Raw genomic sequence first — 21,297 nt, 5'->3', positions numbered from 1 at the left:
GCGCGCGCGGTCTTATTCGGGATTTTTTGCTTCTGCTTCTGCTGGAATAATTCCGAATTCGACGAGCATTTTGTTGACGACGGCGAGGAAGGAGGCTTCGATCATAGGGCATCCTTGGACTCGTTCGTCGACCGTGACGACTTCGTCAAGCTTTTTGACTTTTTCACCTTGGTTGAATCGGTCGAGGAGAAATTTAATTTTGTCTTTGAGTTCGGGTGGGAAGGCATTGCGCTGAGCGCTTGGCATGCCCGTACAGGCGCAGGCGCCAATCGCGACGAGTTTTGTAGATTTGGCGCGAATCTCTTTGAGTTTTTCTTCTTGCTCTTCGGAATTGATTGATCCTTCGATGAAGGCGACGTCGAGTTCGTCGAGCACATTTTTGGTTTGGAGGACGCGTGCGTGACGAATATCGAGCACTTTCCGCCATACTTCAAAATGGTCGTTCATGAGCTCGGTAAAAATCACGGTGCTGTCCTCGCAACAGGTGAATGTGAACCAGCCGATGCGGAGTTTTTTGGATGTTTGATTCATAGTACCAGTATGGTAGCATGAATCTAATAGCCTGTTAAGAAAGTTTGTTTTTCGGAAGGAATTATTTTTTTCTTGTCTTTTCGCGCTCATTTTCGAAAGTCGCAAAAAAATAATTCCTTCCGAAAAACAGTACGAGAAGCATGTCTCTTTGATACTTTTCTAGGAATTTCTACCAGACAGGACAACATATTATTGTTTTGTATGACTTTTTTTCTTCGTGCGATTCGGGCAGTACTTCTTTCGGTGGTAGTTTTGACGTCTTCGTTTGCAATTGTCTTTGCGATGAAAACGGGGAAGATGCCGACAGTGTCTTCTTCGCGTGCAGTATTGTCACGTGTCATTCCGGCACTGGATGATTCGTGTCGATTTCCTCTATCCTATCGCGCCGGTACTCTTGATCCGAGTTTTCATTTCTCGGAGACGGAGCTTTTGTCGGCGATTCATGAAGCGGAGGCGTTGTGGGAAACGGGGCTTGATCGTGACCTTTTTGTGGAGCGTGCTGATGCGGATGCGATTCCGTTTAACCTTGTTTTTGATGATCGTCAGGCACAGACGGATTCTTTAAAAGAAGCATCATCGGATATTGAAAGTCAGAAGTCCGCCTATGAAGCGTTGCGCGCTGACTATGAGTCGAGTCGGAAAGAGTTTGATCGGAAACAATCGGCATATGATACACGCGTCACTCGATATGAGCAGGAACTTCGTGAGTACGAACATCGGGTGGCGGAGTATAACGATCGTTTTCAGTCGTATGAGCAATTGGTTGCACAGTGGAATGCCCAAGGGGGTGCACCTCCCGATGAATATGACGAGCTTGAGGATGAACGGAAATCGCTCAAGAAAGAATCGTCCATGATTGGAGAGGAGAGAAATAGTTTGAATAACGAAAAAGCGTCGCTTGAGAAAGACTTCGGCGTGTTGAATGCACTCTCCGGTCAGGTGAATACGACTGCGGGGAGTCTCAATCGTATGGCAAGTGCGCTCAATCTGACCGTCGACAGTTACAATCAAGTCTACGGTATGCGAGAAGAATTCACGACGGGACTTTATACAAAGGACGCTTCCGGAGCGCGTATTGATGTATTTCAGTTTTATAATCATGCTGACCTTGTGCTTATTCTTGCTCATGAAATGGGACATGCGCTCGGTATCGGACATGCGACGGAAAGCGAATCCATTATGTATCCGTCTGTTGGTGAACAGAAGCCGGTGCTCACTGAGGAAGATCGGCGACTTTTCAATTCAGTCTGTCCAAAAAAATAATCTATGGTGTCACCACGCGCGAAAAAACTCCGTGATTTGTGGTATATCGTTTCGCGGAACGTGTTTCTCCTGACGAATGGCGTCATTTTGACTGTCGTAGGGTTGCTTTTTGTCTTTGGTGATCGGCAGGCAGGAGTGTTCTTGGGGCTCGTGACGGTGGTGAATATGGCGCTTGGTCTTGCACAGGATATCCGTGCATGGAGCGCGCTCGAAAAGCTCCAGCTTTTGACGGCGCCTCACGTGAAGCGCATACGAGACGGACAGGAGGAATCTGTGATGACGGAAGATATTCGCAAAGGAGACACGCTTCAGCTTGGCATAGGTGATCAGGTGCCCTGCGATGGCACGCTGGTATCATCGGAGTCTCTCGAATTGAATGAGGGTTTGATTACGGGCGAGTCGGCGTCTTTGCCGCGCGGCGCAGGGGAGCGCGTGCTTGCGGGGAGTATTATCACTTCCGGCTCTGGTTTGATGCGCGCGGAGACAGTCTTTGCTGAGAGCCGTATCGCGCGCATGACCGAGGGGATACAGCGTTCCGCAGTTGCCGAGAGTCCAATTCAGAAATCGGTGAGTACGGTTATTCGGTATTCCGGGTACGTGCTCGTCGTCGTCGTTCTCTTTGCGGTGGCGCGTGGAGTTTTGACACACGAGTCGAATGTGAGCATTGTGAAGCACGTGGGTGCGCTTGCGAGTGTTATCGTGGCACAGGGACTCGCATTTGGCATGACGCTTCTCTTCGCGTATGGAGCGGCACATTTGTTTCAGCGACATGTGCTCTTGCAAGAGGTGAATGCGACCGAGAAGCTTGGACGAATCAAAAATCTTTGCATGGATAAGACGGGGACACTGTGTGAGAACGGTCTTACAACGGAGCGATTTTTGTCGCCGGAGAGCGTATCGGAAGCGCGGGTTTTTGAACACATGATGGTGTATCTCGATGGGACGCATGATACGTCGCAAACGGCTCTCGCTGTACGGAAGTTTATCGCACCTCACGGGGATAGTGGAGGAGTGCTCGATGCACTCCCGTTTTCTTCGTGGCGTCGATTTGGCGCGGTCTCATTTAAGGAAGTTTCGGGAGAGGTGACGACACTCCTTGTTGGTGCGGCGGAGGTGGTTATGCCACAGCTTCTTTCTGTCACGGAACAGTCGTGGCTTCAGGATTTGCTCTTGCGCGAGGCACGTGACGGGAAGCGACTTCTCTGTCTTGCGACAGCTAAGGGTAACAACATTCCGAAAGATATCGCACAGACGAAACTCTCATTGCTCGGTGTCTTTGTGCTTTCGAGTGAGCTCCGTCCGGGTATCCGAGATGCTGTCGAATTTTTCCAAAAACGAGGCGTTCGTATTCGCATACTCTCGGGCGACAATGTGGACACCGTGCGCGCGATTGCTCGGTCGGCAGGTGTTGATCATGTCGAACTGGCGGTGACGGGCGCGGATATTGCGCAGTGGACAGAAGAGGAATTTAATGAGCGCGTGCAGGGCACAACGATTTTTGCGCGGATTTTTCCCGAGCAGAAAGAAAAAATCGTCGAAGCGTTGAAGACCGATGGGTTCACGGCGATGGTGGGGGACGGTGCCAATGATGCGCTCGCACTCAAGAAGTCAGACCTCGGTATCGCGATGTTTGAAGGGGCGCCCGCGACGCGGCAGGTTGCCTCGATTGTGCTGACGAACAATAGCTTCACGGCGCTTCCGGGGGGTGTAGAATTGGCAGACAGTATTATCAAGAATGCCGAGATTTTTGCGAGCATTTTCTTCAGCTTCTCGTTTACGGGATTTTTCTTCTTTATATGGGTGAGTGTCTTGGGCTATGCCTTTCCACTTACGCCGCTCAATATGACGCTGGTGAATTATTTCACCATTGGTTTCCCAAGCATTCTCATTTCCTATTGGACGATTCGTCCGGCAGGGAAGGCGGTTGCGGCACATGCAGGGAACTTTCTTCGGAAAATTCTGCCGTTTGTTGTTTCTTCGTCGTTTCTGCAGACTCTCGCACTCGCATTTATTTTTGCGATGAGCAGTGACCAGCTAAAATCCGCACCGTCGAATTTTTTGATTGTGCTCGCTTCGCTTATTCTCGGATTCATTTTCTTTTTGTTTGTTCCGCGAGTCTTTCGAGGGAAACTCGCGTCTTCGGAAGTGAGAAATCTTGGAATGTTGGTCGTGTTCGAAGTCGTGCTGCTTCCGGTAATGCTCCAAATTCCATTTGTCTTGCGTTTTTTTGAAATAGATATTCCGCCGGTATCCCCTCCCCTTTTCGTGCGCTTTTTCCTGGTTATGGTAGCATATGGAGGACTTCAATATGCCCTTGCTCGGTGGTTTTCTCGTGCAGAGCAAGCAACGTCTTCTTGATACGATTCCTATGAAAATAGCGATATTTTTGGATAACTTCTATCCGGAGATGAGCGGAATATCCGATTCCGTCATTACGCTGGCGAAGGGATTGGCAGCGAAGGGACATCGAGTATGTTTTTATGTGCCACGGTATTCTCGGCGAGATTTTGCTATTTCGAAATTGCCATTTCACGAGTTGGAACTCAATAAAAATATTGAAATCGTTCGATTGTTTTCGTTTCCTTTTCCGCAATCACCAACACGACAAAGTCGCGTCGTTTTTCCATGTCTCTTGAGCTATCGTTCTGTCAAAGAATTTGATCCGGATATCATATATACACAAGATGTTTTTGGTGCGGGGCTGGAGGCGCTTTTTGTTTCGAAACTCTTGAAAAAGCCGCTCATTGGCACCAATCACACGCCGATTACCGAGTTTTTGAAATATAGCCCACTTTCGTTTCGGTGGGTGAAAAGGCTAAGCCTTAAATATGTGAATTGGTATTATCGTCACTGCGTTTTTGTGAGTGCGCCGTCTCGTGCACTCCTCTCTGAGATGGAGACATTTGGCTTCCATGCGAAGTCACACGTACTCTCAAATCCTCTTGAATTGTCGGATTTTTCCCCAAGCTCTTCTTTTGAAGAAAAAAATCAACTGAAAAAGAAATTTGGATTGTCTCAGCATACACTTCTGTATACCGGGCGAATCGCGCAGGAAAAGGGGATTGACGTTGTGCTTCGCGCGATGGCAATTGCAAAGAAAACCATTCCGGATATTTCGTTTGCGATTACCGGGCATGGCAGTGCTGAAGCATCTCTTCGACAGGTGGCACGGGAACTTGACTTGGAACAAAATGTGCATTTTCTCGGTTATCTGAAACAAAAAGAGTTCGCTGAGATTTATCGGGCTTCCGATATTTTCGCAGTAATGAGCACGGCAGAGACGCAGTGCTTGAGTATGATGCACGCCTTTGCTTCGGGGCTACCAGTGATTGCTGCTGATGCCTATGGACTACCGGAATATGTGCCGAAGAATGCGGGGTTCGTCGTTCCACCGGGCGATGTGTCTGGTCTTGCGGAGAGGATACTCTTTCTTTTTTCTCATCCGGAAGAGGTGAAGCGGCTCGGGGAAAACGGAATGAGTTTTGTGCGCGAATTTTCCGTGTCTGCCGTCGTGGGTGAGTGGGAGAAAATATTCCAACGAGTTCTCGGAGAACCCTCAGAAGCGGGGAAGCCGGCGCTTAGCGTCGTCATCCCTGCGTACAATGAAGAGAAGTTTATTGGGAAGACGCTCCAGTCGATTGTAAAGAGAATAGAGGAGAGTGGTCGTGATATCGAAGTGATTGTTGTGAATAATGCGAGTACCGATCGGACGCGAGAAATTGCGCTCGGATTTCCTCATGTCATTGTGGTGGATGAACCTCAGAAGGGTTTGCCTCGGGCGCGTCAGGCAGGATTTCTTGCTTCGCATGGCGATCTCATTGCCAATATCGATGCGGATTCCCTTGTACCAAGAGGTTGGATCGACAGAGTTTTTCGGGAGTTTTCGAGGCGGAATGATTTAGTTGCCTTGAGCGGGCCGTATATTTACTACGATATTCCGGCATTTACGAATTTCTTTGTTCGGGTCTACTATTTATTCGGTTTTCTTTTTCATTTCTTCAATCAACATGTGCTTCGTTCGGGAGCTATGATTCAAGGGGGAAATTTTGTGTTGAAGCGGTCTGCACTCGAGAGTATCGGTGGATTTGATGTTGATATTGCTTTCTTTGGAGAAGATACGGACATTGCGCGACGCATCCAGAAAGAAGGATTCGTTCGTTTCACCTTCGCTTTGCCGATGCGTACATCCGGTCGCCGTCTGAAGCGCGAGGGCGTTTTCTCTGCTGCTTTTCTTTACGTTTCGAACCATCTCTGGATACTTTTTTTCAAAAAACCGTTTACAAAAAGTTTCCGCGATATCCGATAAAGTATCTATCTATGCGAAGTTTTTTGCAGAAGCATCGAGAATTGTGGACGAATTCGGCATTTGTGAGGAGTGTCCTCGAGGGGGTGTTTTTTCTTGCAACGAGTATTGTTGCGAATCATTTCGCGAGCGCGTATGCGGATATTTGGGCGAGCAATTCGGTGACGGATATTATCCTCGATAATATTCCCGTGCTCGATGTCGATGGTCTTCTTGGTGTAGGTGCGCTTTTCTTGGGGCTATTTCTCTTGGGAACGTGTCTTGCTTTGCCAAAGAGCATCCCGTTTGTTTTGAAAAGCGTCGCGTTGTTTATTCTTATTCGGTCGATGTTTATTGTTCTCACACACCTTGGTCCGTCGCCGGACAAGGTAGTGCTCGATGATGGGGTGCTTTTTGCTCGACTTCTTTCCGGCAACGACCTTTTCTTCTCGGGGCATACGGGGTTGCCTTTTCTGATCGCACTTCTTTTTTGGGACATCGTATTTGTGCGCGTCGTGTTTCTCTCGATGTCGATTGTCTTTGCGATTGGAGTGCTCGTGGGACATTTGCACTATTCTATCGATGTGTTCTCGGCATTTTTTATCACATATAGCATCTTTCGTATAGCGCAGAGTATCTTTCCTGAGGCATGGAAGTGGCAGCATGAAGATACAGGCATGATTAGATGAAGTTTTTTGTTGTTTTGTCAATATTGACACTTGTGGAGCCGAAAGTATATCATCAGATTTCATCCATATATTCGGGCACGCTGCGTCGCGTTTCATCTGGAAATACAGAAAAGACAAAAGCTGATGGTGATGTCTTTCGGGAATTTCTTTGTTGTTGAAACGGTTGTCCACGAGTGAAGTTCATGCTACGGGAGCGAATCTCGGTTTTGGTGCCGACATTGAACGAGGAGGGCAATGTGGCGGACTTGGTCCGCCGTGTTGACGTATCTTTTCGTGCGGCGGATATCGAATACGAGGTGATTTTTATCGATGATCATTCGACAGACGGGACACGGACAGAAGTTGAAAAACTTTCAAAGACGTATCCTGTTTTTTTTCATCTCAAAAAAGGCAATCGCGGAAAAGCATACTCGATACTTGAAGGATTCGATTATGCACACTTCGAGACGATTGCCATGATTGATGCTGATTTGCAGTATCCTCCTGAGGCGCTGCCGGATATGTGCGCAAAGTTGCATCACGGGTTTGATATTGTCGTTGCCAATCGAATTGAGCGCGAGACGAGTCTTCTCCGGAGAGTTTTGAGTCGCGGTTTTGCACTCGTTTTCTCTCGATTTTTGCACGGTCTCGATGTTGATGTGCAGTCGGGCATGAAGGTGTTTCGGGCGCGCGTTGCCCATGAGGTGAAGATTACTCCCGATCCGTGGACATTCGACTTGGAATTTCTGCTTACGGCGCGGAACTATGGCTATGAAATCGGCGGACAGACCATTGCCTTTGCTGAGCGGACGTCGGGGGAATCGAAAATTGTTTTCTGGAAGGCAATCCGCGAAATTGGATGGAATGCAGTAAAATTGCGCTTTCGCGAGAGAGCGCCACTTCGTATTCATCCGGAAACGGTTGGTGCTGGGAAGGTTCAAGGTATGCTCGGAGCGGGAGTTGCTCACAATCGAAAGCGATTCGTCACGCACTCGACGCTCGCGCATCATTCATCCGCACTCCATACGTTTGTATCGTGGCAGAAAATAGTTGTGATTAGCATTGCGCTTGCATTTGTAGTGGGCGTATTGCTTCGTCCGATATCAACGCTCATTGCGGTGACGGCGATACTGACGAGTATCTATTTCCTCGACGTGCTCTTCAACGCCTTCTTTGTGGTGCGCAGTCTCAAGAAGCCACCGGAAGTTTCTTTTTCGGACGAAGAGCTTGCCACGCTTCGTGATGAGCAGCTTCCTTTGTATTCCATACTGTGTCCGCTCTATCGGGAGGCGCATATTCTCCCGGGATTTCTCGATGCAATTGGGAAGATTGATTGGCCAAAGGAAAAACTCGAGGCGCTCCTCCTTCTCGAGGAAAACGACCAGGAAACTATAGATGCGGCAACGGAGATGAATCTCCCCTCATTTGTTCGCATAGTCGTGGTGCCGCATTCCGAGCCGAAGACGAAACCAAAAGCGTGCAATTACGGTCTCTCAATGACGCGCGGCGAGTATGTCGTGATCTATGATGCAGAGGATATTCCCGATCCGCTCCAACTCAAGAAAGCGTATCTCGGTTTCCAGACGCTCTCGCGTGATGTGTGGTGTTTGCAGGCAAAGCTCAACTATTTCAATGCCAATCAAAATATCTTGACGCGGCTCTTCACGGCGGAATATTCGCTGTGGTTTGATGTGACGCTCCCAGGACTACAATCCGTTGCAACGTCTATTCCTCTAGGCGGTACGAGCAATCACTTCCGCCGCGAAGATCTTCTCGCGCTCGAGGGGTGGGATCCATTCAATGTGACGGAAGATTGCGATTTGGGTGCGCGGATTTTTACGCGCGGACATCGGACCGCCATCATAGACTCGGTGACGCTCGAAGAAGCAAATAGCAAGGTGGGGAATTGGATTCGCCAGCGGTCGCGATGGATCAAGGGGTATATGCAGACATATCTGGTCCATATGCGCCAACCGGGGAAATTCTTCCGTGACAACGGCATACACGCACTCCTCTTTCAATTTGTCGTGGGAGGGAAGATTGCTTTCATGCTTATCAATCCACTCTTGTGGCTTCAGACGATTTTGTATTTTGCTTTTCGTCCGGTTGTCGGTCCAGCTATTGAGGCACTCTATCCGCCGGTGGTTTTTTACATGGCCGTTGTTTCGCTTATCTTCGGAAACTTCCTCGCGATGTACTACTACATGATCGGGTGTGCCAAGCGGGAGAAGTGGGAGCTTATGAAATGGGTATTTCTTATTCCATTCTACTGGCTTCTGGTATCAGTTGCGGCAGTGATGGCGGCATATCAGCTTCTCGTGAAACCGCACTATTGGGAGAAGACGACGCATGGACTTCATTTGTTGAAGCGAAAAAAGAAAACTCTTGATGGCGCTTCAGAGAAAAAAGTTGAGAAAGTATTGGGGCCATCGATACGGGTGTCGCCGGAGAATTTTTTTGCAACTTCTTTGCAAAGGGGTACTCGTGGAGTTTTGAGATATTTTTCCAATACATTTTCTTGGATTTCCGGACAATCTCGGTCTATTGGTGCCTTACTTCGGAAGTTTTCTTCTCGAGAATATACACGGCCAATTTTGGACTTTGCATTTTCTGCGGAAGGACTTTTCGTCATTGCGACATTTCTTTCCAATGTACTGAACTTTGCGTTTAATGCCTTTTTGGGAAGAATGTTGTCGTTCGAGACGCTTGGGATGATTGCACTTCTGAATACACTTTGGTATCTCGCCCTTGTTTTCATTAGTCCATTTTCAACAACAATCAATCGGGAAGTCTCGTATCTTTCTGCGAGAAATGGTGAGAAGGAAGCGCTTGTATTCTGGGCGTCTATTATGCGGATTGGGCTCATTGCGTCTGTTTTTGTGACAGCGCTTTGGCTCTTTGCTGTCCCGGCACTGTCGCGATTTTTCCATGTAGGCGATGTTCTTCTTCTGTTTTCGTTTGCGCCACTTCTGGCTGGTGGGCTCCTGGCATTTGGAAATTTCGGATATCTTCAGGGGGCGCTTCGATTTCGGGCGGCGGCAATTCTTTCTCTTGTTGAAGCAGGAAGTAAGCTGATTATTGCTCTAGGCTTCGTGTTTTCTGGTTTGCATGAGTATGTTTACCTGTCGATTCCTGTGAGTGTAATTCTTGCTGCATTTTCCTCGTTTTTTCTTATTCCCGGTGCAGGAAAATCTCTTCTGAATGCTCCTCAGTCCAGAACGTTTCCATTGGAATTTTTCTCCGCAGCTATTCTTGTGACGGTATCAACGGCGATGTTTACGACTGTGGATGTGCTATTGGCAAAGCACTTCATGTCTGAGCGTGGTGCTGGGGAGTACGCACTTCTTTCGTTGGTTGGGAAGGTAATTTTCTTCCTGGGCACCATGCCAAACATGTTCATGGTGACTTTTGTAGGGAGAAATAGAGGGCTTGGAAAGGGAACGAAAAATATATTTTGGATCATCTACGGACTTTCTGCTTGTGTTGTTGCTGGAAGTGTTGTTTTGCTTGGGTTTTTTGATGGAGCTTTATCGATGTTTCTTTTTGGTGGGAAAGTTTCTGCGGTTTTGCAGTTCCTTCCTATGTACACCATTGCCATTGCCTTCTTTACGCTTTCAACGATTATTGTCACCTACCATTTGGCTCGAAAGCAATACATTTTCGTTTTCGCAGCACTTCTCATGTCGGGAGCAGAAGCGATAGGCATTATTCTATTTCATTCATCGCTTGACCATATTGTAGACAGCGTCTTTCTTTCGAGTCTTTGCGGGTGGATCTTATTGAGCGCCCTTCATATTGCGGAGCCATCTTTTCGATTTTTTGAACGAGCCGTTCGAGATTTTCTTGATGCATTTCGAGGTCGTTTTCCGGAAGAGACTGCTCCTCTTCAGGGGAAGCGAGTCCTTATTTTCAATTGGCGAGATACAAAGCATGCTTATGGCGGAGGTGCCGAGGTCTATGTCGAGGAAATTGCGAAGCGTTGGGTGGCTGATGGAAATTCAGTGACAATGTTTTGTGGAAATGACGGGCATCAATCGCGTCATGAGACGCGACATGGTATTCGCATCGTGCGACGTGGTGGATTCTATCTGGTTTATGTGTGGGCAGTTATCTATTATTTTGCGCGGTTTCGCGGGAAATTTGATGTGATTATCGATTGTGAAAACGGCATTCCGTTTTTCACGCCGCTCTATGTAAAGGAGCCAGTAGTGTGTCTACTTCATCATGTGCATCAGGAAGTGTTTTTTCAATTCCTTCCAAAGCCGCTGGCGTTTCTCGCGAGCTTTCTAGAGAAGACGATGATGCCTCTCGTATATTCGAAAGCTCCTTTTGTCACTGTGTCGCAGTCGAGTCAACATGAGATGGAGCTTCTTGGTATTGGTAAGGCGGGAATCAGCGTTGTTCATCCTGGAGTGCATCTTGATGACTTCGTTCCAGTAGAACAGAAATCCGACCGACCAACGCTTCTTTACCTCGGGCGACTCAAAGCATATAAATCAGTTGGTGTACTTCTCCATGCGTTCAAGATGGTTGTTGCTGAGCGTCCGGAGTCAAAGCTTATTATTGCCGGGGATGGCGATGATGAAATGAATCTTAAACGATTGGCATTTGAAACACTTCGACTTGGGACAGATCATGTAGAATTTCTCGGGCGTGTTTCTGAAGAGGAGAAAAAGAAACTTCTGCAAGAATCATGGATGCTTGTAAATCCATCAATGATGGAGGGTTGGGGAATTGTTGCTATAGAGGCAAATGCCTGTGGTACACCAGTTATCGCTTCCAATGTTCCTGGTTTGCGTGATTCGGTGAAAAACCCTCATTCTGGATTCCTTGTTCCCTATGGAGATGCTGATGCCTTTGCAGAAAAGATACTACTGCTTATTCGGGATCGCGAGCTTCGATTGAATATGAATATTTCTGCAAGGGAATGGGCGGAAAGGTTTGACTGGAATCTATCGAGTGCACAACTGCTCGAGGTGGTTTCTGTACGAGATGAAAATCGACCACTATGAGGACATTTTCTGTCACTGTTGGGATAGCAGCATATAACGAAGAAGCAAATATTGCGTTCTTGCTTGAAGATGTCTTGAAGCAACGATGCGACTCGTTCGTTCTTGATAAAATTGTGGTGATTTCTGATGGGAGCTTGGATGAGACGGCAGTTATTGCCAAGCGATATGAATCCTCTGGAGTATGTGTGTTTGATGATGGTCAGCGCAAGGGGAAGTCGGAGCGTTTGAATGAAGTGTTCAATATGTCTCAAGATTCGGATGCGGTTATCTTGCTCGATGCTGATATTGTTCTCTTGGACGATTCGGTATTTGAGACAATGATTCGTTGTATTCGAGAGGGTGCTGATCTTGTCTCTCCGGAGCTTCGCGCGCTTCCACCGAGAAATGCCTTTGGATATGCCATTGTGGCTGGACATAAATTGAAGTGCGATATGTTCTCCGAATGGAACAGTGGGAACAATATTTACCAATGTCATGGAGCCGCTCGCGCGTTTTCTCGAAGATTTTTTGAGAAATTTCGTTTTCGAGAAAGTGTCGGGGAAGATGCTTACTCGTATCTCTTGGTGAAGAAATTTGGATTTCGATATACCTCGACTCGTGATGCAGCTATTGCTATACGCGTTCCTGAGTCACTGCGTGATCATGAGAATCAGAGTCGACGGTTTCTTTCTTCGCAGAGTCTGTTCCGAGATGAATACGGCGCTGATGCGGTTCTTGCGGAATATCGGTATCCAAAGACGCTCCTTGCGAAGCATCTCACGCTGTCTTTTCTAAAGCGTCCACTTGCTGTTTCTTGGTATGTCTGTATTATGGCGTATATTTCGCTTTTTTCGCCGAAATCAGATGTGAGTCAGACATGGACTGTTGCTTCGAGTTCGAAGAATGTCCGATAATATTTCTTATAGTATGATTTCCTCTCGTATCAATAATGTGCTTTGTCTCGTGCGTCGATTGGTATACGCGTGCCTTCGATGTGTTGATTTTTTTCTTCCTCGTCGAGCTCACAAGGTTGTTATATTTTCGTATCACAGTATCGCACGCGATAACTGGCGATTTAGTATTGATTTAGATGTGTTTCGAAAACAGATTGAATCTCTTCTTACACAATATCGTCCACTAACATTATCTGAGGCGTGGAAGTTCTTGCGAGGTCTTCGTTCGATTGAACAGCCTTCATTTGTTATCACGTTTGACGATGGATACCGGGATATTCTTGAGGTGAAAGACTTCCTTCTTGAGAAGGGTATTTCTCCAACACTTTTCGTGCTTTCTGATGCGGAACATGTTGATGGCGGAGAATTGGGGACGAGTCGGGAGTTTCTTTCGACCTCGGAAATCCAAGAGCTTTATGTGTCGGGATGGGAAATTGGTTGTCATAGTGCAACACATGGGGATTTCTGGGAAATGTCGGAAGCGCAAATACAGCAGGAAACGGCTGGGGCAAAAAGGGTTCTTGAGGAGAGATTTGGTTTTCCTGTTCGGTACTTTGCCTATCCAAGAGGGCGGTATACAAAGGTAGCGCGTCGATTGATTGGTGAGGCAGGATATGATCTCGCTCTTTCTATGGATGATGGGTTTCTTTCTCCGGAAACTGACCCGTTTGTTGTTCCGAGAGTTGGCGTTGATCGGACCCATTCGCACTACGAATTTTTTGCGATTCATACTGATGCGGCAATTCTTTTCAGAAAAATAGCAAAGAAGATTATCGGAAGATTTTTATGACGTATCGTAAAATATTATGAAGCATAAACAAAGTGTAACCGTGCGCGGTGAAGAAGAAGCGGTAGATTCGTATTATTCAAGGATTTTCCTTGAGAAAAATATCGGGGAATTTTCTGAATCGGCGCTTCGTATTGAAGCGCGCTCTACTATGAAAGCGTATACTGATGCGTCTGTTGACTGTGTTGTGCTAGAAATGTTGTTGAACCGGGTGTATGAGTATGAGCAGCTTCTTGAAGAGGCAAAGCGTATTTTGACTCGGGGAGGGATGCTTCTTTGTACGCTTTCGTCGATTGCACCAAAACTGCATCAAGAAGAACATCTCTGGGGCTTTACAGTTGCTTCCGCGCAGTACATTTTTGAGAAACATTTCGGTTCTACGAATGTCCAAATAGCGAGTTTTGGGAATGTTTTTTCTGGGCGAATGCTTCTGGAGGGTTTTCCTGCCGTGCAGCTTCGGCAGGAAGAGCTTGAGTATGTTGACCCTTTTTTCCCGGTTGTTATCGGTGTTAGTGTAAAAAAAGAATAAGACTCTAGAGCACATATGATCACGTTTCTCAAACAATTTATTAGTAGGCAATTTCTCTACCCAAAGGTCAGAATACCTTCTGGACGGAATCTTTGCGATCAGGTTGTCATTGTGACGGGTGCGGGACGCGGGATTGGTAAGGCGATTGCGGAGATGATTTATGCTGAGGGTGGGAGTGTAGTTGCTGTTTCACGTCGATTGCGTTCCCTCGAAGAAGCATTCCCTCATGTGGAGTCAAAGCGATTTGTTTTTGCAGAAGGTGATGTTTCTGACGAACAAACTGTGCGGTCGATTGTACTATCTGCGCGGAAGAAATTTGGGAAAGTAGATGTGCTTGTTAACAATGCAGGGATAAACATGGTAGAAAAACCACTCGAGGAAATTTCTGCTGAAGATTTTGATCGTATGGTTGCGACAAATATACGCGGAGCATTCCTTTTTTCAAAAGGGGTAATACCTCTTATGAAAAATGCTGCTTCTGGATTTATTATTACGATTGGATCGAAAATAAGTCACAACACGAATGTTGGTCCAAGTAAAACAGTGTATGCGATGACGAAGTATGCACTCGAAGGGTTCTCCTTTGCGCTGAATCGTGAGTTGAAATCGTATGGTATTCGTGTGTCGTGTCTGATGCCGGGAACAGTGAATACGTTTGCCTCCTTGAATTCGAAACAATTTCTTTCGCCGTATCAGGTTGCTGAAATAGTTTGTATGATGATCCGATACGAAGATATAGATTTTGAGAGCGTCGTTCTTAAATCAAAGAAGCAAAACATATGAGTTTCATGAGATTTCCATATTGGATGGATGGTGTTATGAAGGTGCTGAATGTGATTCGAGCTCATATAATGCGGGCATTTAGGAGTCGGGCATCGTATATGCGTGCACGATCACGGAAGCCTATCAGCACGCGGTACGGATTTGATCGCGGGAAGCCCGTTGATCGACTGTTTATAGAACAGTTTCTTGAGAAGAACAAACAGGCGATTTATGGAAAGTGTCTCGAGGTTGTAGATAATTCGTATACTGTCAGATTTGGTGGATCGCGAGTAACCACAAGCGATGTCATTGATATATTTCCAACGGCAAAGGCAAATATTTGTGGAGATCTTAGGAATCTTTCTGGTCATATTGCTGACAATGAATATGATTGCCTTATTGTGACTCAGACCTTCAATGTCATAGATGACTACCAGTCTGCTATAAGTGAATGTCGCAGGATTTTGAAGCCAGGCGGGACATTGCTTGTAACAATGCCAACGGTGAGTCCTGCGTGGAACCTTGCCATTAATCTGTGGCGATTTACGCCACGGTCGGCTCGATATGTTTTCGAAAAGTTTTTTGATGCAAATAGAATCGAAGTTTCTGCTCTTGGAAATAAAATAGTTACTGAGGCATTCTGGATGGGCATGGCAGCTGAGGATATGAATTCTGAGGAGCTTGCATTACAGGACGAGACTTTTCCGCTTATCGTTGGAATAAAAGCTGTTAAATAATCCTATGCGATCGAAACATGTCGATGTTGTAGAGAAATATTGCTATCCGGTTGCTGCTGGAATAGAGGTGAATACGGTAGAAACGTACAGTGTTTTTGTAAAGAATGATTGGAGTGTTACGATGCACGCTTCAAATGATACTCTCACAGAGAAACATGTTCTGCCTAATCGGGAGATTCATCGCGGGATGACTATTCAACGGTACCCTTTCACATTTGCAGGATATTTCCCGCGTATTAGATGGGCGCAGACAGATGCAGTTTGTTTGCATAATTTCAATGTTGTGCCGCATTTTTTTATTATGCTGTACACGTTGATTCGAAAGCTGTTAGGAAGAAAGCGATATGCGCTTTTGCTTACGCCGCATGGAGGGTTCAATCCGGAATGGTCAGTATTCCCGAGATGGCAAGTGCTCTTGAAGCGGACATATCACTATACTATTGGTGCTTGGCTTATTAATAGATCTGTTGACGGTGTTCGCGCGGTATCTGAATGGGAGCGACAAGAGATGATCAAGTGTGGTATTAGGCGTGAGATTATTTCTGTTATCTCAAATGGTCTTGAGGATGAGGCATTTGGCGATGTGGATATGGAGGTGAGCGATACTATGAAGCAAACCGTTCAGTCATGGGGGCGGTATATTATCCAGGTGGGACGAGTTTACGGGATTAAGAATTATGAGACGGTTATTCGCGCGTTGCCAAACATCCCTTCTGATGTGAAGTTTGTTATTGTTGGACCGGAAGCGGATGTTGCCTATCGGAAGAAGCTCGAGTCTCTCTCTGCAGAACTTGGTGTTTCGGGGCGCGTCATTTTTGCTGGAGTGATACGAGGATACGACAAATATTATTGTATAAAACATGCTGAGATGATGGTGCATATGGCGATTTGGGAGAGCTTCTGTAATGTGGTGCACGAGGGACTGAGTCAGGGGCTCGTGTGTATTGTGGCTGATAACACGGCGCTCCCCCTCCTTATTCGTAATGGAATTAATGGATTTGTTTTGCCGACGAAAGACAGTGTCTCCTTGGGGGAGAAGATAACTTTCGTTTTGCAGAACAAAAATGCTGATGAGATACGGAATATACGAGAATACAACGAAAAGCATGGACGGGATAATTCTTGGGAGAGTGTCGCTCAAAAAATGGAAACATGGTATGAAGAAAAAATTTCTCGTGTTCGCTCGGTCTAGTCGGGTGAAGTTAGAAAAGGTGTCCCGATTTTATTTCACTCGTCATTTCGGCGGAGTGTTGGTATTTGGCATCTTTCTTGTATTTGTACTCGCAATTTCCTTGCGAGGTCTGCCGGGGAATCCGACGGCGGATGTTTTGAATACTAATCAGTGGAAGCAAGAGGGACCGCTTGAGCTTTCTCCTGAGCGGGGGCGATTTGCATTGCTTTACTCGGTTATGGAGGATCATTCGTTTTTCTTTTCTCTTCCAGTTGCGCGCTTTGTGACGCCGGACTTGGGACTCACGTCCGATGGACGATATGCTTCGCTCTTTGCGCCGACAGTATCACTCTTGGTGGCCCCTGGGTATATTGCAGGGAGGTGGCTCGGTGCTTCGCAGGTGGGCGCGTTTTCGGTTATTGCGGTATTCGCTCTATTGAATGCGCTCCTCGTGCGTTCGATTGCCATTCGCTTGGGTGCGCGCCCCTCGGCGGCGTCTTTGGGGGCGATTGCTTTCCTCTTTGGGACGCCGGCATTTGCTTATGGGACGACGCTCTATCAGCATCATGTGTCCGTGTTTCTTTTCTTGATTTCGCTTTTCTTGCTTCTTCGGTCGAATGGGTGGTGGTCGCTTGCGGGTATATGGTTTTGCATAGCGCTCTCTGTGAGTGTAGACAATCCGAATTTTTTTCTGCTCGCGCCGCTTGGAATATTTGCTTTTTCTCGTATTGTGTCCGTATCTGCTGGTGAGAAGCTAAACTTTGTTGTCCGGCCGATCCTTATCCCGACGCTCCTTGTGCTCGCTGTGCCGATGGCGGGATTCTTGTGGTACAACGCGACGGTGAATGGGGGACCGACAAAGCTCTCGGGTACATTGCCGGCAGTGACGACGATCTCTTCTGATGGGCAAGCTATGTCTCGGGATTTGACGGATATATCGATTGATAGCGTGGATGATGGTGAGGCAAAGTCGGCTGTCGGATTTTTCCAAACGCGCGATCTCTTGCGGGGTTTCTCCTCACATTTGGTGAGTCCCGACCGCGGTGTGATATTCTATGCGCCGGTTATACTCTTTGGTATTTTTGGTCTTGTTTCTTTGGCTCGAAAGAAAGGGGAATATGGAGTGGCAAATGTTTTTGTGGCGACGGTGGCGGTGAATCTCTTGCTGTATTCGATGTGGGGGGATCCGTGGGGTGGGTGGGCATTTGGATCGCGTTATCTCATTCCGAGTTATGCGATTCTCGGCATTGGTGTTGGTATTGCGCTCACGGAGTGGCGGAAAAATTTCTTCTTTCTTGGACTGTTCTTTGCGTTTCTTGCGTATTCAATTTCTGTGAATGCGCTTGGGGCGATTACGTCGAGCGCTAATCCTCCGCAACACGAAGTGCTCGCGATTGAAGCGCTTTCGGGAAAGGTAGAGAAATATACTGCCGAACGAAATTGGGATTATTTGCATGAGAATGGATCGAAGTCATTTGTCTATCAGGTATGGGCAAACCGACATATGAGCGCCGATCAGTATTATTGGGGAATTGTTTCGGTGCTTCTTTTTGGGGCGGGAATATTCTTTGTTGGCATTGTGCGAGAGAGTCTTCTTGAGAAAAAGCGCTTATGAAATATCTTCTGAACAAAACATTTCTTCTTTTCTCTTTGTCTCGGGAACGACTGGAATCGTTTCGAGTGTTCTTCGATAGACACGGGACGGCGCTTGTGGTGAGTATTCTCTCGGCGGTTTCGGTGTGGGCATTTGCGCATTACTACTCCAATGGTTTGGGACTTGCCTACAATGATGCGCGCTCGCATCTTGATATCGGGCGTCGTGTTGTGGAGGGGCTTCGTCCAGGCTTTGCCCAGTTGGGAAGCGTGTGGTTGCCACTCACGCATCTCCTCATGGCGCTCACGATTTGGGATGACTTCATGTGGCACTCGGGACTTGCTGGTGCAATCTGGTCGATGATTTCCTATATTGCGATAGGCGTGATGCTCTTTCTTTTCTTGCGCGAGATGGGCATTGGGCTCCTGGGGCGGTATGTGGGGGTCATTGTCTTTGCGACGAATCTGAATATTCTCTATCTTCAGTCGACAGCTATGACGGAGCTTGCGCTTCTTGGGACCACGATGGCGGCATCATATTTTCTCCTCTTGTGGTATACGCGGAGCAGGCTTCCATTTCTCCTTCTCTCGGCGCTGTTTATCATGCTCTCGACACTTATTCGATATGACGGGTGGTTTCTCTTCTTCTTCGTGTCTGTCATGCTGTTTGTCTCTGCGTGGAAGTCTGGCGGGTACCGAAAGGCTGAGGGGACATTTGTGCTCTTTGCGACACTTGCCGGATTCGGGGTTTTCTTGTGGCTTTTGTGGAATTTGCTCATCTTCGGTGATCCGCTGTACTTCGCCTTTGGTCCCTATTCCGCGCATGCGCAGCAAGACGACTTGGCGGCGGCCGGAGTGCTTCTTACGAAGGGAGATTGGTTTCTCTCAGCAAAAATGTATTTCTATGCGCTTGCGTATAATACAAATACCTTCATACTTTTTCTTGGTGCGATTGGCGCTGGTATGCTTTTCTTTGATCGGCATATATCGTCGCGTGCTCGATTTGCCTCGCTTGCCCTTTTTGCTCCTCTTCTCTTTAATATTCTCGCTCTCTATTTGGGACATTCGGTACTTTTCATTCAGGGGCTCTCCGGGAATACCTGGTTCAATGTTCGTTATGGCATTCTCATGATGCCGTCGATTGCAATTTTTGTGGGATATCTTGTGCATCGGGGAGGAGTTATCCGTCCAGTACTAATTGGGACATTGCTCTTTGTGCTTTTTTTCCAATTCTCGAGTCAAGATGCTGTGACTATTGATGATGGACGCACGGGGGCGAGTCAGAAAAATGTGACGGAGGTGGCGAATTGGCTTCATGATAATGCCGGATCACAGAAGGGATATATTCTCATTTCCGCTGCTTCTCATGACTCGGTTATTTTTTCCTCAGGACTTCCCATGGGGCGATTTATTCACGAAGGTACGGGTCCGTATTATGAAAGCGCTATCAAAGATCCGGACAATTGGGTACGGTGGATTGTGATGCGCAGTAATTCAGACAGTGATTCGACCTGGCGACTTCTCAAAGATAATGTTGGATTCTTGGAAGGGTACCGATTGGTTGATCACTATCCTTTTGCCGATGTGTATGAATTGAAGCCGGAGTATCTTTCGGGCGTTATTGCGAACGAAGACTCTCGTTAGCGCTTTCTTTCTTCTCCGGCATCATGGTATGGTGAGTACATGAAGCGACTCTTTCTTCTCTTTCTTCTTCTCTTTCTGATTGTGGCGGGATTTTTCGCACTCGCTTTCTTTGCGTCGAGTGAACCTGTGGTGACAATCTATCCAAAGCCGGAGGCAAGATGGTGGACATTTCAGTCAGTTGACACTATGAAGCACTCGCGAGATTTGGCGCGAGAGAAGCTTCATGATGGTTCCTATGATATGGTTATCGACCGAGAGGTGCGCGATATTGCTGAGGTTGGCGCGACGCATGTAGCGATTGCGACGCCCTATGATGAGGAATTTGTTCCATACCTCAAACGATGGGTTCTCGCGGCGCGGAAGTATCATCTCGGCGTGTGGTTTCGTGGGAATTTCTCGGGATGGGAAGGCTGGTTTGGATACCAAGGAATATCTCGCGCAGAGCATATTTCGAAGACGCAGGCGTTTATTCGTCGACATCCCGAGCTCTTCCAAGATGGCGATGCTTTTTCTGCATGCCCCGAATGTGAGAATGGCGGTCCGGGTGACCCGCGATTGAATGGTGATATCGAGGGATATCGGAAGTTTCTCGTTGATGAATATGCGGCGACGCAAGCAAGTTTTGAAAAGCTCGGAAAAAATATCTCTTCGAATCTTTTTTCCATGAATGGCGATATCGCTCGACTCGTCATGGACAAGGATACAACAGCAATACTTGGCGGTATGGTGACGGTTGATCACTATGTGAAGACTCCTGAGGTTCTTGCAACGGATGCGCAAGACTTTATTTCGAGAAGTGGTGGACAGCTTCTTTTGGGAGAGTTTGGTGCGCCGATTCCAGATATAAATGGAGACATGACGGATGAAGAGCAGTCGGCGTGGCTTCGGGAAGTGATGCTTCGTTTTACGCGTGTTCCTCGGGTTTTTGGTATGAATTACTGGACGCAGACAGGGAGTTCGACGGCGCTCTGGAGTGAGAAGGGTGTTCCGCGCGCGGCAGTTGCGACACTTGCTGAATTTTTTGCACCGCGAGTATTCTATGGCGTTGTCCGAGATGAGCTTGGTGCTCCGATTGTTGGTGCGAGTGTTTCGGCGGGCGCGGACTTTTCGACGAAGACGAATAGTGAGGGGTATTTCGAACTCCGTGTACCGGCTGTTGATGGGAAATCGACCCAGCTTTCTGTGAGTGCTCAGAACTTTCTCTCACAAAATGCTGCTGGCGAGGCAACACAGATGGCTTTTGTTTTGCCACGAGAGAAAGAGACACTGTGGTTTCGCTTTGAGAAATGGATACGGAATTATCGGGGAATGTGATAATAATTCACGTGCTCTCATTTGCTCATTTGTTGCAGAGACAGTATGCTGAAAGCGTCTTTTTAATGTATG

Annotated in this window: 15 protein-coding genes; 14 read left to right on the top strand and 1 reads right to left on the bottom strand. The window is 47.2% G+C overall.

Annotated elements, in window-relative coordinates:
* Nucleotides 1-12: 12 nt before the first annotated feature.
* Complete coding sequence (locus tag IPJ67_04130) at nucleotides 13-531, bottom strand: hypothetical protein (GenBank protein QQR77303.1); 519 nt, start codon at nucleotides 529-531, stop codon at nucleotides 13-15.
* Between the two features lie 201 nt (nucleotides 532-732).
* Between IPJ67_04130 and IPJ67_04125 the strand changes: the two genes are divergently transcribed.
* The 14 genes from IPJ67_04125 to IPJ67_04060 all read left to right on the top strand — a co-directional run bounded on the left by IPJ67_04125 (nucleotide 733) and on the right by IPJ67_04060 (nucleotide 21,225).
* A complete protein-coding gene (locus IPJ67_04125; protein ID QQR77302.1) occupies nucleotides 733-1,794 on the top strand; it encodes a matrixin family metalloprotease in 1,062 nt (353 codons plus the stop codon).
* A gap of 3 nt (nucleotides 1,795-1,797) precedes the next feature.
* A complete protein-coding gene (locus IPJ67_04120) occupies nucleotides 1,798-4,152 on the top strand; it encodes an HAD-IC family P-type ATPase (protein QQR77301.1) in 2,355 nt (784 codons plus the stop codon).
* Nucleotides 4,103-6,100 carry a glycosyltransferase gene (locus IPJ67_04115; GenBank protein ID QQR77300.1) on the top strand — a complete coding sequence of 666 codons (1,998 nt, stop codon included), beginning with the start codon at nucleotides 4,103-4,105 and terminating at the stop codon, nucleotides 6,098-6,100. The genes IPJ67_04120 and IPJ67_04115 overlap by 50 nt, the downstream gene beginning before the upstream one ends.
* Nucleotides 6,101-6,111: 11 nt before the next feature.
* Nucleotides 6,112-6,765 (top strand): hypothetical protein, encoded by a 654-nt coding sequence (locus tag IPJ67_04110; GenBank protein ID QQR77299.1) that lies wholly within the window; start codon nucleotides 6,112-6,114, stop codon nucleotides 6,763-6,765.
* A 182-nt stretch (nucleotides 6,766-6,947) separates the two neighbouring features.
* Nucleotides 6,948-11,756 (top strand): glycosyltransferase, encoded by a 4,809-nt coding sequence (locus IPJ67_04105; protein ID QQR77298.1) that lies wholly within the window; start codon nucleotides 6,948-6,950, stop codon nucleotides 11,754-11,756.
* Entirely contained in the window at nucleotides 11,753-12,649 is an 897-nt protein-coding gene (locus IPJ67_04100; GenBank protein ID QQR77297.1) for a glycosyltransferase family 2 protein, read from the top strand. Before IPJ67_04105 ends, IPJ67_04100 begins: the two co-directional genes overlap by 4 nt.
* Before the next feature lie 13 nt (nucleotides 12,650-12,662).
* Nucleotides 12,663-13,478: a polysaccharide deacetylase family protein gene (locus IPJ67_04095; protein QQR77296.1), complete on the top strand. Its 816-nt coding sequence runs from the start codon at nucleotides 12,663-12,665 to the stop codon at nucleotides 13,476-13,478.
* A gap of 16 nt (nucleotides 13,479-13,494) precedes the next feature.
* A complete protein-coding gene (locus IPJ67_04090) occupies nucleotides 13,495-14,004 on the top strand; it encodes a methyltransferase domain-containing protein (protein ID QQR77295.1) in 510 nt (169 codons plus the stop codon).
* 15 nt (nucleotides 14,005-14,019) lie between these two features.
* Entirely contained in the window at nucleotides 14,020-14,787 is a 768-nt protein-coding gene (locus IPJ67_04085) for an SDR family oxidoreductase (protein ID QQR77294.1), read from the top strand.
* A 98-nt stretch (nucleotides 14,788-14,885) separates the two neighbouring features.
* Complete coding sequence (locus IPJ67_04080; protein QQR77293.1) at nucleotides 14,886-15,503, top strand: methyltransferase domain-containing protein; 618 nt, start codon at nucleotides 14,886-14,888, stop codon at nucleotides 15,501-15,503.
* A 4-nt stretch (nucleotides 15,504-15,507) separates the two neighbouring features.
* Nucleotides 15,508-16,695: a glycosyltransferase gene (locus tag IPJ67_04075; protein ID QQR77292.1), complete on the top strand. Its 1,188-nt coding sequence runs from the start codon at nucleotides 15,508-15,510 to the stop codon at nucleotides 16,693-16,695.
* A complete protein-coding gene (locus tag IPJ67_04070; protein QQR77291.1) occupies nucleotides 16,661-18,289 on the top strand; it encodes a hypothetical protein in 1,629 nt (542 codons plus the stop codon). The genes IPJ67_04075 and IPJ67_04070 overlap by 35 nt, the downstream gene beginning before the upstream one ends.
* The gene (locus IPJ67_04065; GenBank protein ID QQR77290.1) at nucleotides 18,286-19,911 is read left to right on the top strand and encodes a hypothetical protein; all 1,626 of its coding nucleotides are present in this window, start codon (nucleotides 18,286-18,288) and stop codon (nucleotides 19,909-19,911) included. Before IPJ67_04070 ends, IPJ67_04065 begins: the two co-directional genes overlap by 4 nt.
* 39 nt (nucleotides 19,912-19,950) lie before the next feature.
* The gene (locus IPJ67_04060) at nucleotides 19,951-21,225 is read left to right on the top strand and encodes a carboxypeptidase regulatory-like domain-containing protein (GenBank protein ID QQR77289.1); all 1,275 of its coding nucleotides are present in this window, start codon (nucleotides 19,951-19,953) and stop codon (nucleotides 21,223-21,225) included.
* The last annotated feature ends 72 nt before the right edge of the window (nucleotides 21,226-21,297 follow it).

The sequence above is a fragment of the Candidatus Moraniibacteriota bacterium genome, assembly GCA_016699385.1.
GTDB lineage: Bacteria > Patescibacteriota > Minisyncoccia > Moranbacterales > UBA1568.
The sequence above is the reverse complement of the archived record's forward strand: the minus strand, read 5'-3'. Positions and strand labels throughout refer to the sequence as shown.

Bases quoted from the DNA above. Each gene is read 5' to 3' on its own strand.
- IPJ67_04060 (QQR77289.1), top strand. From the start codon at position 19,951: ATGAAGCGACTCTTTCTTCTCTTTCTTCTTCTCTTTCTGATTGTGGCG.
- IPJ67_04080 (QQR77293.1), top strand. From the start codon at position 14,886: ATGCGTGCACGATCACGGAAGCCTATCAGCACGCGGTACGGATTTGAT.
- IPJ67_04095 (QQR77296.1), top strand. From the start codon at position 12,663: ATGATTTCCTCTCGTATCAATAATGTGCTTTGTCTCGTGCGTCGATTG.
- IPJ67_04120 (QQR77301.1), top strand. From the start codon at position 1,798: ATGGTGTCACCACGCGCGAAAAAACTCCGTGATTTGTGGTATATCGTT.
- IPJ67_04065 (QQR77290.1), top strand. From the start codon at position 18,286: ATGAAATATCTTCTGAACAAAACATTTCTTCTTTTCTCTTTGTCTCGG.
- IPJ67_04085 (QQR77294.1), top strand. From the start codon at position 14,020: ATGATCACGTTTCTCAAACAATTTATTAGTAGGCAATTTCTCTACCCA.
- IPJ67_04110 (QQR77299.1), top strand. From the start codon at position 6,112: ATGCGAAGTTTTTTGCAGAAGCATCGAGAATTGTGGACGAATTCGGCA.
- IPJ67_04090 (QQR77295.1), top strand. From the start codon at position 13,495: ATGAAGCATAAACAAAGTGTAACCGTGCGCGGTGAAGAAGAAGCGGTA.
- IPJ67_04125 (QQR77302.1), top strand. From the start codon at position 733: ATGACTTTTTTTCTTCGTGCGATTCGGGCAGTACTTCTTTCGGTGGTA.
- IPJ67_04070 (QQR77291.1), top strand. From the start codon at position 16,661: ATGAAGAAAAAATTTCTCGTGTTCGCTCGGTCTAGTCGGGTGAAGTTA.
- IPJ67_04115 (QQR77300.1), top strand. From the start codon at position 4,103: ATGCCCTTGCTCGGTGGTTTTCTCGTGCAGAGCAAGCAACGTCTTCTT.
- IPJ67_04075 (QQR77292.1), top strand. From the start codon at position 15,508: ATGCGATCGAAACATGTCGATGTTGTAGAGAAATATTGCTATCCGGTT.
- IPJ67_04100 (QQR77297.1), top strand. From the start codon at position 11,753: ATGAGGACATTTTCTGTCACTGTTGGGATAGCAGCATATAACGAAGAA.
- IPJ67_04105 (QQR77298.1), top strand. From the start codon at position 6,948: ATGCTACGGGAGCGAATCTCGGTTTTGGTGCCGACATTGAACGAGGAG.
- IPJ67_04130 (QQR77303.1), bottom strand. From the start codon at position 531: ATGAATCAAACATCCAAAAAACTCCGCATCGGCTGGTTCACATTCACC.